This window comes from Methyloversatilis discipulorum, from assembly GCF_000527135.1.
In the GTDB taxonomy this organism is placed as follows: domain Bacteria; phylum Pseudomonadota; class Gammaproteobacteria; order Burkholderiales; family Rhodocyclaceae; genus Methyloversatilis; species Methyloversatilis discipulorum.
Genome location: NZ_AZUP01000001.1, coordinates 3,342,244 through 3,355,648, shown reverse-complemented (window position 1 = coordinate 3,355,648; position 13,405 = coordinate 3,342,244). Strand labels below are relative to the sequence as shown.

The window sequence follows — 13,405 nt, the reverse complement described above, 5'->3', positions numbered from 1 at the left end:
CGGGCCGCATCGCGAGCAAGCTCGCTCCCACGGACGTCGCGGCGGCTCTGCAGCGCCGCCCCTTATTCCAGCAGCGCGTTGACCGCCTCGATTTCCGGCTCTGCCAGCTGGCCGGCCGCCGCCTTCAGGCGCAGCTGGGCGAGCAGCGTGTCATAGCGCGCCTTGGCGAGGTCACGGCGGGTGACGTAGAGCTGCTGCTGCGCGTTGAGCACGTCGATGTTGATGCGCACGCCGACCTCGTAGCCGAGCTTGTTGGCATCGAGCGAGGACTGTGACGACACCTGCGCGGCGCGCAGTGCAGCAGTCTGGGCGATGCCGTTGGCCACGCCCAGCCAGGCCTGCCGCGCTTGCTGCGCAGCGTTGCGCCGCGCGAAATCGACTTCGGCGCGGGCGCGGTCGAGCAGGTGGGCCGATTCGCGCACGCGCGATTCCTGCCCCAGGCCCTGGAACAGCGGTACCGACACCTGCACGCCAACGGTACCGGTCGTGCTCTCGTTGTTCAGCGGCGCACCGGCGAAAGTGATGACCGTCTTGTTCTGACCGTAGGTCGCGACCAGATCGACCGTCGGGTAGTGGCCAGCGCGCTGACGCTCGATTTCGCGGTTGGCGATTTCCTGGTTCGCCAGCTGCGCCAGCACCGTCAGGCTCTCGGTCTGCGCGCGATCGACCCACTCCTCCATGCGCGCCGGCTCCGGCAGCGTGAACGCGACTTCGCTGCGCAGACCGCGCAGCGCCTCGGGTGCGCGGCCGGTGATCACCGCCAGCGCGTGCCGCTTCACCTCGATGTCGCTGCGCGCTGCGATTTCCTGCGCGGTGGCGAGATCGAAGCGCGACTGCGCCTCGTGCACGTCGGTGATGGTGACGGTGCCCACCTCGAAGCTCTTGCGCGCCAGTTCGAGCTGCTCGGAGGCGGCTGTCTTCTGCGCGACGATGGAGGTGAGCACGTCCTGCGCGTACAGCAGGTCGAAATAGGCCTGCGCCGCACGCAGCAGCGTGTCCTGCCGCGCCTGCGCGAGCTGCGCGTCGGCCGCGGCGACCTGCAGCTTGCCCTGTTCGAACTGCACCCAGTTGGCCCAGCGGAACAGCGGCTGGGTCAGCTGGAAGCCGAAGTTGTGCGAGTTGTACTGCGTGCTGCGATCAACCGGCTTGCTGATTTCGACGTCGTTCCACTGCGTCGTACCGTTCAGCGTCAGGCTGGGCAGCAGTCCGGCGCGCGCCTGCGGCAGCTTTTCCGAAGTCGCCTCGCGCTGAGCACGCGCCGACTGGAACTGGGCATCGTTGGCCAGCGCCGCTCGCGCAACGGCCAACAGGTCTTCAGCCGCCAGCGTGCCGGTCGATGCCAGCAGGCCGGCGATCAGTGCAGCCGTCCGCGAAAGGCGCATCGCTCAGTACCGTGCCATCGTGTTGTCGACCTGCAGCGCCCAGGCGTCCACGCCGCCGCTGAGGTTGAATACATTCGAGAAGCCATTGCGTTCGAGGAAGATGGCGACCTGCATCGAACGGCCGCCGTGGTGACAGACGCACACCAAAGGTCGCTCCGGATCGAGTTCCTGCAGCTGCGCCGGCACCGTGTTCATCGGCATCAGCTGGCTGCCCTCGATGCGGCAGATGGCCCACTCATGCTTCTCGCGCACGTCCAGCAGTTGCGGTTTCGGACGGCTTTCGTCGGCCAGCCAGGCGGCGAGGTCGGTCACGCTCAGTTGCTGCATCGCGCCCGCCTCAGAACACGAAACGCTGCGCGCCGCGCGCGTTGCGCAGCGTCGGCACCACCGTTTCGAACAGCACTTCCTGCGACTGCGTGCCGTCGGCGTTCAGCTTCACCAGCACGCAGTTCATCAGCGGTTCTTCGCCGATGAAGGCGATCAGGCGACCGCCCGGACGCAGCTGGGCGACCAGCTCCTGCGGCAGCACCGGCAGGCCGCCGGACACCACGATCACGTCGTAGGGCGCGTGCGTGGCCCAGCCCTGGGCGGCATCGCCGACTTCGACACGCACATTCAGCGCGCCGGCAGCGACCAGATTCTGGCGAGCCATCTCGGCCAGCGCCGGTTCGATCTCGACCGTCGTCACCTGGCTGGCACGGGCGCCCAGCAGGGCCGCCATGTAACCGGAGCCGGTACCGATTTCGAGCACGGTATCGGTGCTCTTCAGCTTCAGTTCCTGCAGCACGCGCGCCTCGATCTTCGGCTCCAGCATTGCGGCGCCGTGGCCGAGCGGGATCGCCGTGTCGGCGAAAGCGAGCTGGCGCAGCGGCGCCGGGACGAAGGTTTCGCGCTTGACGACAAACAGCAGGTCGAGGATGTCCTGGTCCAGCACGTCCCACGGCCGGATCTGCTGTTCCACCATATTGAAGCGCGCCTGTTCGATATCCATTTTTCGGTCCCCTGAAAGAAGCGGCGATTGTACCGTGATGCAGTGCGTCAGAAACTTGAGCGAAGTCGTGTGCGTGCAGTGCGCGGGCGCATGCAGGCGATGTAGAGGGCGGGCATCACGAACAGCGTGAGCACGGTGGCGACACCGAGCCCCCACACGATGGCGCCGGCCACCGGCCCCCACAGCAGCGAATAGCCGCCGATGCCGGCGGCCAGCGAGAACAGTCCGCCGACGGTGGTGCTGGTGGTGATGATGATGGGCACGACGCGGCGGCGGGCGGCGTAGATCGCTGCGTGCAGCACGCTCATGCCGGCGGCCAGACGCTCGTTGGCGGCGTCGATCAGCACGATGGCCGAATTGACGACGATGCCGGTCAGCGCGATTACGCCGTACAACGTGTACAGCGACAGCGGCGAACCGCTGACCAGCAGGCCGAAGGCGACGCCGGTAAAGGCAAGCGGCACGGTGACCAGAATCATCAGCGGCTGCCAGTAGCTGCGGAACTGCGCCGCGAGAATCAGGTAGATCAGTCCGACACCGAGCAGGAACAGCACCTTCATCGCCTGCAGGCTTTCCTCGACGTCTTCCAGTTCGCCGGAGAAGTCGAGGTCGGTGCGCGGGAAACGCGTGCGCGCCTCTTCCCACGCCGCCTTCAGCGCGTCGGTCACCTGCAGCGCGTTCAGCTTGTCCTTGTCGAGGTCGGCCTCCACCGTGATCGTGCGGCGCAGGTTGTAGTGCTTGATCACGCCCGGCCCACGCGTGGTGTCGGCGGTGACCAGCGCGCGCAAGGTGGTGGCTGCACCGCCGGGCAGCGCGATCGGCGCATCGAGCACACGCATCACGTCGTCATCCGGGTGGCCGGCCGCGGCGACACGCACTTCGAGCTTGGCACCCTGGTCGCGCGTGATGGCAACGATCTCGCCCTCCACCTGCAGGCGCACCGCGCGCGCCACCTGATCGGCGGTCAGGCCGGCGTCGCGCAGCGCGTCGCGGTCGAGCTGCAGCGCCAGCTGCGGCCGGCCCGGAATGTCGTCGTCGACGATGTCGCGCGTGCCGTCGATGGCGCCGAGGATGCGTTTGACCTCGGCGCTGGCGGCGCGCAGTTCGACCAGATCGTCGCCGCGCACCCGCACCTTGACCGGCTTCTGCACCGGCGGCCCGCCGGACAGCTGGGTGAAGCTGATCGTGCCGGCGCCGGGCAGCCCGACGACTGCTGCGCGCATGCCGTCGACGATGGCACCGACCTCGCGCCCCTCGTCCGAGCGCGGCAGCAGCGCCACCACGACCTGGCCGTAGGCGTCGCCGAACAGCGCCTCGGCGTCGGTGAACTTGGCGCCGGCCAGCGCCGCCACGCGCCGCGCCTCGCCGTCCTGCAGATGGCGGCGTACCTCGCCCTCGATCTGCTGCACCCGCGCCAGCGTCGCCGACAGCGGACTGCCGGCCGGCATGTCGATGTTCACGTAGAAGATGCGCATCGGGTCGAAGGCGAAGAACTGCACACGCACCAGACCGGTCGCCATCGCGCCGACCGCGCCGGCGACCAGCGACAGAACTATCACGCACAGCACGATCCAGTGGCGTACCGCGAACGCCAGCACCTTGGCGTAGCGATGGCGCAGCACGCGGGTGAAGCGGGTGCGCGTGGCCTGCAGCCGCGACGGCCGCTCGGCCTTACTGCCCATCGACAGCACGTGGGCGGGCAGCATCCAGTAAGCCTCGATCAGGCTGATCGCCAGCGCCAGCGTGACGACGAAGGGGATGACGAACATGAACTTGCCGACGATGCCTGGCAGCAGCATCAGCGGCAGGAAGGCGGCCATCGTCGTCGCCACCGAGGCCAGCACCGGTGCCCACACCTCCTGCACGCCGCCGACCACGGCATCGAGCGTGGCGGCGCCGCGCTGCAGCCGGTAGTAGATGGCCTCGACGATGACCACCGCGTCGTCGACCAGCATGCCGAGCGCGATCACCACACCCAGCAGCACCGATATGTTCAGCGTGAAGCCGGTCGCATGCAGGATGGCGAAAGTGCCGGCCAGCGAGAACGGAATGCCGAGGCCGACCAGCAGTGCGATACGCGAGCCGAGGAAGACCCAGCACAGCAGGATGACCATGATCAGACCGACCAGCGCATTCGATTCCATGATGGCAATCGCCTCGCGCGTCGGCACCGTCTGGTCGTCCATCAGTTCGAGCTTGAGCCCCTGCGCCGCCAGCACCGCGTTCTTGCGCTCGACGTATTCATTGACGCGCTCGATCAGCGCCAGCGTGTTCACGCCCGGCTTCTTGGCCAGCGAGAACAGCACGCCGGGCTGGCCGTCGGACGACACCTGCTGCGTCGGCCGCGCGCGGGCGCGCACCACGGTCGCCACCTCGTCCAGCTTCACCATGCTGCCCGGGCGAGTCCGCGGCGCAACGCCGACGTCGGCCAGCCAGCCGGGATCGGCGTCCTGGCCGACCACGCGCACCAGCCACTCCTGCTCGCCGGCGCGCTGCCGGCCGGCGAACACGTCGCGGAACCAGGCGCCGACGCCGTCGGCGATGTCGGTCGGAAGCAGACCGCGCGCCTGTGCCGCCTGCGCCGAGTATTCGACGCGCAGTTCGGGGTCGTGCAGACCGAGCGAGAACACGCGATCTACGCCCTTCATGCGCTCGAGGTCGGTCTTCATTTCCCGGCCGAGCGCGCGCAGCACCTCGTCGTCGGCGCGGCCGGTGAGCAGGATCTGCGCGGTCGGAAAGCCGTTCGAACTGGTGATTTCGATGATCTGCGCTTCTTTCGCCTCGACCGGCAGCTCGGCGCGCGCCTTGTTCTGGATTTCGCGCCGCAGGTCGTTTACGCGCTTGTCGAAGGTGCTGACCGGCACTTCGTCGAAGCGCACCAGGATGCCGGCCAGACCGTCGCGTGCGGCCGACGAGATGAAACGGATGTCGGACACGTTCTGGATCGCGTCCTCGAGCGGCTGCAGCACCCGCTTCTCGACGTCCTCGGGCGAGGCGCCAGGCAGCGCGACGGTGATCTGCACCCAGTTGAAGTTGATTTCCGGGTCCTGTTCGCGCGGCAGGCCGAGATAGGCCATCAGGCCGAGCAGCAGCACCACCATGAAGGTGATGTTGGCCAGCGGATGATTGCTGATGAAGCGCGAATAGAACTGCATGCGGTGCTTCATTTCAGCGACTGTCCGTCGACCAGGCTGTTGCGGCCGTCGACCGCGATGCGCGTGTCGGCCGGCAGGTCGGTACGCGCCGGGCGGCCCTCCTGCGCGCCGTCCAGCGGCATGAAGCGGGCGCTGCCTTCGCGTACGACGAACACGCCGAGCGCAGGACCGCGGCGCACCAGCAGTTCGCCCGGCACGTGCGGCGCCGGGTCCTGCCACACCAGCCGCCCCTCGGCGCCCGAGGGCGCACGCTCTCCGGTGAACACGGCGCGCACCTCGTGCGTACGGGTGGCGTCGTCGATCGCCGGCGAGACGCGGGCGATGCGCAGCGGCTGGCGGCCGGCCGGCGACACGAAGGCAAGTTCGCGGGCGGCGCGCAGCGCGTCGAGATCGCGCGGCGCCACGCGCGCCGACACCTCCACCTTGCGTGCGTCGTCCAGCGTCATCAGCAGCGTACCGACGCCGGCCAGCGAGCCGGCCGAAGCCTCGCGCGTGCGCACCACTGCGTCATAGGGCGCGCGCAGCACGCACTTGTCGACATTGCGCCGAGCCAGATCCACCGCGTTGGCGGCGACGGCCACATCGGCGCGGACCACCTCGACTTCGGTCTCGCGCTGCGTCAGCGCTTCCGGCGAAACGAAGTTCTGGTCACGCAGGGCACGCGTGCGATGCAACTGCGCGTCGGCCTGCGCCAGCCGCGCCTGCGCCGCGGCGAGCTGCGCCTGCGCACGCTCCAGCGCGAGCTGGTAGTCGCGCGCATCGAGGCGAACCAGCACCTGCCCCTTCTTCACGTACTCGCCCGGTTCGGCGTGCGTGGACGCGACGCGCGCACTCAGTTCGGCGGCAAGCTGGGTGCGGTTGAGCGCCACCGCCTGCGCCGGTGCATCGCGCTGCGGATAGATGGCGATTTCGGACAGCGGCTTGAAGCCGACGGCGGGCGGCGTCTGCGCCGATGCCGGCAGGACCGGCAGCAGCGCGGCGAAGCAGAACGCGAACAGCTTGATCATGGGAGCAGGGCCTGAATGGAGAATTCGATGCGGAAACGGATGTCGTCGGCTTCGGAGCCGCCACGACAGGCGTCGGCAATCGAACCGAAGGAATGTTTCATCAACACGTAAAGCAGCAGCGGTGCCATCACCGCGTCGACGGTGCGCGCGTCGCCGGGCGAGCGGAATTCGCCGCGCGCGTGACCGTAGTCGATCGCCCGCGCGACCAGCGCGCAGCCGCGCTGCATCACTTCGCGGTGGTAGAGCTCGGCGATGTCGGGAAAATTGCGCGCCTCGGCGATCATCAGCTTGGGCAGGCCGCCGAGCGGCGTCTCGCCGATCAGCTGCCACCAGCCGGCCAGCAGCTGGCGCATCAGATCGGGACCGCTGCCAGTCCAGCCGGCCACCAGCGTCTCGCCTTCGGCCAGCGCCGGCACCAGACCTTCGCGTACGACGGCGGCAAACAGCGCCTGCTTGGAATCGAAGTAGAGGTAGAGCGTGCCCTTGGACACGCCGGCCGCGTGCGCCACGTCCTCCAGCCGGGTGGCGGCGTAGCCGTGCTCGACGAAAAGATCGAGCGCGCAGCGGATCAGCGCGGCCGGATCGACCAGCGCGGGACGCCCGCGGCGAACCGGAGCGTTCATCGTGCGGTCATCCTGTCAGGGGCGGAAAGGCTCACTGTCACGGCAGACAGGACATGCAGTTTTTAATGACCAGATGTTCAGTTAATAACTTTCCGTCGTCAAGGCGCAACATCGGTGTCGTCGACGCGTCGACCGCTGTTGTTGCATGGCATCATGCGCGCCCTTGCCCGCCCACCCGGCGGGCCGGACACGCGCCATGCGCCGGTCACCCTCCGACCGCACGGCAGGAAAGGATCCAATGATGGACACCCCGAACACCGCGGCCCTGCGCCGCACCCAGTTTCATCCGCTGCACCTGGCCGCGGGCGCGAAGATGGTCGCCTTCGCCGGCTGGGACATGCCCATCCAGTACGCCCCGGGCATCCTGCAGGAACACCTCCATACGCGCGCCCACGCCGGCCTGTTCGACGTGTCCCACATGGGGCAGATCGAAGTCAGCGGCCCCGGCGCCTGCGCCTGGCTGGAATCGCTCACCACCGCCGACCTGGTGGCGCTGCCGGACGGCCGTCAGACCTACTCGCTGCTGCCCAACACCGCCGGCGGGCTGATCGACGATCTGATGATCCAGCGCATGGGCGACACCTTCCACGTGGTCTGCAACGCCTCGCGCCTGGCCGACGTGCTCGCCCAGTTCGATGCCCACCCGCCCGGCAACGACTGCAGCTGGCGCCTGCGCGACGACCGTGTGCTGCTGGCGCTGCAGGGCCCGGACGCCGAAGCGGTGCTGCAACCCTACGGCGACCTGACCGGCATGCGCTTCCTCGACGTGCGCGAATTCAACGACGGCGCGCGGGTCAGCCGCAGCGGCTATACCGGCGAGGACGGCTTCGAGATTTCGCTGCCGGCCGAAACCGGTCCCGCCTTCGCCGAACGCCTGCTCGAACATCCGCACGTGCGCTGGATCGGTCTCGGCGCGCGCGACACGCTGCGGCTGGAAGCCGGCATGTGCCTGTACGGCAACGACATCGACGCGACGACGACGCCGGTGTCGGCGGCCATAGGCTGGGCGGTCGCGCTGGCGCGGCGGGCCGGTGGCGTACGCGCTGGCGGCTTCCCGGGGGCGGCGGTCATCCTCGGCGAATTCGCCGCGCCGCCGGCGCGGGTGCGCGTCGGCCTGCTGCCGGAAGGCCGCGCGCCGCAGCGCGCAGGCGCCGTAGTGGTCGATGCCGACGGTCGCCAGATCGGCGTCATCAGCAGTGGCAATCACAGCCCGACGCTGGGCCGGCCGATCGCGATGGCCTATATCGAGCGTGCCGCGAAACTGGCCGGCACGCCGCTGTTCATCGAATCACGCGGGCAGAAGGTGCCGGCCGCACCCGCCACCATGCCCTTCGTACCGAACCGTTACAGGCGCTGACGCCCGACCGCACACAGCGACGCTTCTTTTTTCTGCTGAACCTCGACTCCGGTCAGACGTCGACATGACGCGAGACCGGTACCTTCACCAAAGGACCGCCAGAAGCGGCCCGGAAAGGACTGTTGAACCATGGACAAGCGTCCCTCCCTCGAAGCGCTGGAAGACCGCGGCGACTTCATCCGCCGTCACATCGGCCCCGACGAACGCGACCTCGCCGTCATGCTGGCTGCGCTCGACGTCGCCAGCCTGGACGAACTGATCGCCCAGACCATACCCGCCGACATCCAGCTCGACGCGCCGCTGAACCTGCCGGCGCCGCGTTCGGAACGCGTGGTCGACGACGCGCTGCGCCGCATGTTCGCGCGCAACGAACTGCACACCAGCCTGATCGGCATGGGCTATTACGACACCATCACGCCCAATGTCATCAAGCGCAACGTGCTGGAAAACCCGGGCTGGTACACCGCCTACACGCCCTACCAGGCCGAGATTTCGCAGGGACGTCTGGAAGCGCTGCTGAACTTCCAGCAGATGGTGATCGACCTGACCGGCCTGCCGGTGGCCAACGCCTCACTGCTCGACGAAGCCACCGCCGCCGCCGAGGCGATGACGATGGCGCACCGCATTTCGAAGGTGAAGACGCCGCGTTTCATCGTCGATGCCGACACGCACCCGCAGACGCTGGCGGTGGTGCGCACGCGCGCCGAGCCGCTGGGCATCGAAGTGGTGGAATGCGATCCGTGGGCCGGCATCGACGGCGAGTACTTCGGCGTGCTGCTGAGCTATCCCGGCTCCAGCGGCCGGCTGCGCGACCCGTCGCCGGTGATCGCGGCGGCGCGCGCCGCTGGTGCGCTGTCGGCGGTGGCGGCCGACCCGCTGGCGCTGGTGCTGCTGAAGGAGCCCGGCGCCATGGGTGAAGTCGGCGCCGACATCGTGTTCGGCAGCGCCCAGCGCTTCGGCGTGCCTATGGGCTACGGCGGCCCGCACGCCGCCTTCTTCGCCTGCCGCGACGAACACAAGCGGCAGATGCCGGGTCGCATCATCGGCGTATCGACCGACGCCAACGGCCGGCCGGCGCTGCGCATGGCGCTGCAGACGCGCGAACAGCACATCCGCCGCGAAAAGGCGAACAGCAATATCTGCACGGCGCAGGTGCTGCTGGCGGTGATCGCGTCGTTCTACGCGGTCTATCACGGCCCCAAGGGTCTGCGCACGATTGCCGAGCGCACGCACCGGATGGCCGTGCTGTTCGCGCAGGGCCTGCGCGAACTGGGCTTCGACGTCGTGCATGAGCGCTTCTTCGACACCGTGCAGGTGCGGGTGCCGGGCATCGCCCGCCGCATCGCCGCCCGCGCGCGTGAAGCCGGCTTCAATCTGCACGTGATCGACGCCGATCACCTGTCGGCCGCCTTCGACGAAACCTCGCGCCGCAGCGAGCTGAAGCGCCTGCTCGCCTGCTTCGCCACGCGCGCCGACAGCGTGCTCGACCTGGCGGAGATGGACGGCCGCGTGGCCGACTGCATCCCGGCGGAGCTGCGCCGCGAGTCGGCCATCCTGACCCACCCGGTATTCCAGCGCTATCACTCGGAAACCGAAATGATGCGCTACATGCGCCGGCTGGCCACGCGCGACATCGCGCTCGACCGGGCGATGATTCCGCTCGGTTCGTGCACGATGAAGCTGAACTCGACCACCGAAATGACGCCGGTCACCTACCGGCTGTTCGCCGCGCTCCACCCCTTCGTGCCGCTGGAACAGGCACAGGGCTACCAGCAGCTGTTCGAGGAGCTGGAAGAGCGGCTGTGCGAAATCACCGGCTTCGCGGCGATGTCCTTCCAGCCGAACGCCGGCTCGCAGGGCGAGTACGCCGGTCTGCTGGTGATACGCAAATACCACCAGACGCGCGGCGAAGGCCACCGCAACGTGTGCCTGATCCCGGCCTCCGCGCACGGCACCAATCCGGCGAGCGCGGTGCTGGCCGGCATGGAAGTGGTCGTCGTCGCCTGCGACACGCTGGGCAATGTCGACTTCGCCGACCTGAAGGCCAAGGCGGAACAGCATGCCGACCGACTGGCCGCGCTGATGATGACCTACCCGTCCACGCACGGCGTGTTCGAGGAAGGCGTGCGCGACATCTGCGCACTGATCCACGCGCACGGCGGCCAGGTCTACATGGATGGCGCCAACATGAACGCGATGGTGGGCCTGGTGCGTCCGGGCGACATCGGCTTCGACGTGTGCCACCTGAACCTGCACAAGACCTTCTGCATCCCGCACGGCGGCGGCGGTCCCGGCATGGGCCCGATCGGCGTGGCGCCTCACCTCGCGCCCTTCCTGCCGGACCACCCGGTGGTGCAGGGCGTGAATCCAGTGGCCGGCCCGGCCGGCACCATCGGCGCGGTCTCTGCCGCGCCCTGGGGCTCGGCCAGCATCCTGCCCATCGTGTGGGCCTATATCGCGCTGATGGGCGCAGCCGGTCTGAAGCGCGCGACCCAGGTTGCGATACTGAATGCCAACTACATCGCGCAGAAGCTGGCGCCGCACTACCCGGTGCTCTATACCGGCAAGCACGGCCGCGTCGCGCACGAGTGCATCGTCGACCTGCGACCGCTGAAGGACGCGAGCGGCGTGACGGTCGAGGACGTGGCCAAGCGGCTGATGGATTACGGCTTCCACGCACCGACCGTGTCCTTCCCGGTGCCGGGCACGCTGATGATAGAACCGACCGAGAGCGAGAACCGCGCCGAGATCGATCGCTTCTGCGACGCGATGATTGCCATCCGCGCCGAGATCGCCGACATCGAGGCGGGCCGTGCCGACCGCGAGAACAATCTGCTGAAGCACGCGCCGCATACGCACGAACTGCTGATCGCCGACGAGTGGACGCGCCCCTACAGCCGGCGCGCCGCCTTCTTCCCGAGCGAATCGGTGGACCGCGACAAGTACTGGCCGCCGGTCGCGCGTGTCGATAACGTTGCCGGCGATCGCAATCTGGTGTGCACCTGCCCGCCGCTGTCGGAGTACCAGTAGGCGCGGGCTGCGTCCGCGACGGGGCGGTCGATCGGGCGCCACCCTGCCTGCAGGGCGGCGCCCGATTGCAAAACTGTGTCATGTCATCGCGGCGTAACCTTGTCGAAACATCCTGTTGCTGTGATTGCGCGTCCGCAAGACGCGTTTCGCCCAACAACAACAGGAGTTCGTCATGGTCAGAAAAATCACCGCCGCGGCCATCGCCGCGCTGTTCGTTCCGGTCGCCCAGGCAGCCGATGCCGTCAGCTGGGAAAAGCTGTGGACCTTCACCCACGGCGCCGCTACCAGCGTCGCCGGGCAGACCTCGGAAATCGTTGCCTTCGACAGCCTCAACAACGAACTGTGGGTGGCGGGCCTGAAAGGCATCGACATCCTGAGCGCAGCGACCGGCAGCTTCGTGCAGCACATCGACACCACCGCATGGGGTGAGCTGAACAGCGTCGCCGTCCGTAACGGCGTGGCCGCCTTCGCCATCGCGGCACCGGTCAAGACCGCCGCCGGCACCGTGCTCACCTTCGACACGACCAGCCGCAGCATGCTCAACAGCTACTCGGTCGGCGCCCTGCCGGACATGGTCACCTTCACGCCCGACGGTCGCATCATGACCGCCAACGAAGGCGAACCGCTGGCGCTGACCGCCTCCACCACGCAGGAAGCACGCGGCTCGATCAGCATCATCGACACCACGCGCGATGCCGTCACCACGCTGGGCTTCAGCGCCTACGACGGCACCACCGGTCTCGGCCGCATCGTCACGCCGGGCAGCAAGCCCTCGCTCGACTGGGAGCCTGAATACATCGCGGTGGCGAAGGACGGCAAGAGCGCCATGGTGACGCTGCAGGAGGCGAATGCGGTGGCGATGGTCGACCTGACGACGAATTCGATCACCCAGGTGAAATCGCTCGGCCTGAAGGACTTCAGCCTGCCGCAGAACGCGATCGACACCTCGGATCGCGACGGTGCCGGCAATACGGCACTGACCGGCAACTACCGCACGGTGCCGGTCAAGGGCCTGTACATGCCGGACGCCATCGCCGCCTACAGCAGCGGCGGCAAGACCTATTACGTCACCGCCAACGAAGGCGACTCGCGCAACCTCGCCGACTTCGTCGATGGCGCCTTCAACGAGGAAGTGCGCGTCGGTTCCGGCAGCTATGTGCTCGATCCGACCGTCTTCCCGGACGCAGTCGACCTGAAGAAGAACGCCAACCTCGGCCGCCTGACCGTCACCACCTCAGGTGGCGACCTCGACGGCGACGGCGATTACGACGAAATCCACACCTTCGGCGGTCGCTCCTTCTCCATCCTGGACGACAACGGCAACCTGGTGTTCGACAGCGGCAACCAGCTCGAAGCGCTGTTGCTGGCCCAGTTCCCGGCGCTGATCGACGACGGTCGCAGCGACAACAAGGGCATCGAACCGGAAGGCGTGACGCTGCTCGAAGTCGGCGAGCGCACGCTGGCCTTCATCGGCTTCGAACGTTCGCTGCAGAGCGTGATCGCGATCTACGACGTGACCGACCCGACCGCCGCCACCTTCCTCGACTTCATCGTCGACGCCGACTCTCTGTCGCCGGAAGGCCTGAGCGCTTTCGAATACGACGGCAAGCTCTTCCTCGCCGTTGCCAACGAAGTGTCGGGCACCACGTCCATGTTCTCGATCAGTGCCGTGCCGGAACCCGAAACCTACGCCATGCTGCTGGCCGGCCTCGGCATGATCGGCCTCGCCGCGAAGCGCCGCATGCGCTGATCGCCTGGCGCCCCGAGTCGCGGCCTCGACCGCGACTCGGCCGCTGCAGTCCGCAGTCAGGCCGCGGTCGGGGTCAAGACCCCTCCCACAAAACCCCGGCTCTGGCCGCG

At 68.2% G+C, this 13,405-nt stretch carries 9 protein-coding genes; 3 read left to right on the top strand and 6 right to left on the bottom strand.

The window, feature by feature from the left end:
* Window positions 1–62: 62 nt before the first annotated feature.
* Genes METFAM1_RS0115670 through METFAM1_RS0115645 form a run of 6 tightly spaced genes read right to left on the bottom strand, consistent with a single transcriptional unit; the run spans window position 63 to window position 7,158 of the window.
* Entirely contained in the window at window positions 63–1,382 is a 1,320-nt protein-coding gene (locus METFAM1_RS0115670; RefSeq protein WP_019916349.1) for a TolC family outer membrane protein, read from the bottom strand.
* Window positions 1,383–1,385: 3 nt separating this feature from the next.
* Window positions 1,386–1,709, bottom strand: coding sequence for a rhodanese-like domain-containing protein (locus tag METFAM1_RS0115665; RefSeq protein WP_019916348.1), 324 nt, complete (start codon window positions 1,707–1,709; stop codon window positions 1,386–1,388).
* Between the two features lie 10 nt (window positions 1,710–1,719).
* The gene (locus METFAM1_RS0115660) at window positions 1,720–2,373 is read right to left on the bottom strand and encodes a protein-L-isoaspartate O-methyltransferase family protein (RefSeq protein WP_019916347.1); all 654 of its coding nucleotides are present in this window, start codon (window positions 2,371–2,373) and stop codon (window positions 1,720–1,722) included.
* 47 nt (window positions 2,374–2,420) lie between these two features.
* Window positions 2,421–5,540, bottom strand: a complete 3,120-nt coding sequence (locus METFAM1_RS0115655) for an efflux RND transporter permease subunit (protein ID WP_019916346.1) — start codon at window positions 5,538–5,540, stop codon at window positions 2,421–2,423.
* Window positions 5,537–6,535, bottom strand: coding sequence for an efflux RND transporter periplasmic adaptor subunit (locus METFAM1_RS0115650; protein WP_019916345.1), 999 nt, complete (start codon window positions 6,533–6,535; stop codon window positions 5,537–5,539). The genes METFAM1_RS0115655 and METFAM1_RS0115650 overlap by 4 nt, the downstream gene beginning before the upstream one ends.
* Window positions 6,532–7,158 (bottom strand): TetR/AcrR family transcriptional regulator, encoded by a 627-nt coding sequence (locus METFAM1_RS0115645; RefSeq protein WP_019916344.1) that lies wholly within the window; start codon window positions 7,156–7,158, stop codon window positions 6,532–6,534. Before METFAM1_RS0115645 ends, METFAM1_RS0115650 begins: the two co-directional genes overlap by 4 nt.
* 238 nt (window positions 7,159–7,396) lie before the next feature.
* Here METFAM1_RS0115645 and gcvT point away from each other — a divergent pair, with 238 nt between their 5' ends.
* The 3 genes from gcvT to METFAM1_RS0115630 all read left to right on the top strand — a co-directional run bounded on the left by gcvT (window position 7,397) and on the right by METFAM1_RS0115630 (window position 13,295).
* Entirely contained in the window at window positions 7,397–8,515 is a 1,119-nt protein-coding gene (gene gcvT / locus METFAM1_RS0115640) for a glycine cleavage system aminomethyltransferase GcvT (RefSeq protein WP_019916342.1), read from the top strand.
* Window positions 8,516–8,644: 129 nt separating this feature from the next.
* Window positions 8,645–11,545, top strand: a complete 2,901-nt coding sequence (gcvP, locus tag METFAM1_RS0115635) for an aminomethyl-transferring glycine dehydrogenase (protein ID WP_019916341.1) — start codon at window positions 8,645–8,647, stop codon at window positions 11,543–11,545.
* 172 nt (window positions 11,546–11,717) lie between these two features.
* The gene (locus METFAM1_RS0115630) at window positions 11,718–13,295 is read left to right on the top strand and encodes a choice-of-anchor I family protein (protein WP_024300755.1); all 1,578 of its coding nucleotides are present in this window, start codon (window positions 11,718–11,720) and stop codon (window positions 13,293–13,295) included.
* The last annotated feature ends 110 nt before the right edge of the window (window positions 13,296–13,405 follow it).

Coding starts and splice junctions, on each gene's coding strand:
- METFAM1_RS0115670 (WP_019916349.1), bottom strand. CDS start 1,382: ATGCGCCTTTCGCGGACGGCTGCACTGATCGCCGGCCTGCTGGCATCG.
- METFAM1_RS0115665 (WP_019916348.1), bottom strand. CDS start 1,709: ATGCAGCAACTGAGCGTGACCGACCTCGCCGCCTGGCTGGCCGACGAA.
- METFAM1_RS0115660 (WP_019916347.1), bottom strand. CDS start 2,373: ATGGATATCGAACAGGCGCGCTTCAATATGGTGGAACAGCAGATCCGG.
- METFAM1_RS0115655 (WP_019916346.1), bottom strand. CDS start 5,540: ATGAAGCACCGCATGCAGTTCTATTCGCGCTTCATCAGCAATCATCCG.
- METFAM1_RS0115650 (WP_019916345.1), bottom strand. CDS start 6,535: ATGATCAAGCTGTTCGCGTTCTGCTTCGCCGCGCTGCTGCCGGTCCTG.
- METFAM1_RS0115645 (WP_019916344.1), bottom strand. CDS start 7,158: ATGAACGCTCCGGTTCGCCGCGGGCGTCCCGCGCTGGTCGATCCGGCC.
- gcvT (WP_019916342.1), top strand. CDS start 7,397: ATGATGGACACCCCGAACACCGCGGCCCTGCGCCGCACCCAGTTTCAT.
- gcvP (WP_019916341.1), top strand. CDS start 8,645: ATGGACAAGCGTCCCTCCCTCGAAGCGCTGGAAGACCGCGGCGACTTC.
- METFAM1_RS0115630 (WP_024300755.1), top strand. CDS start 11,718: ATGGTCAGAAAAATCACCGCCGCGGCCATCGCCGCGCTGTTCGTTCCG.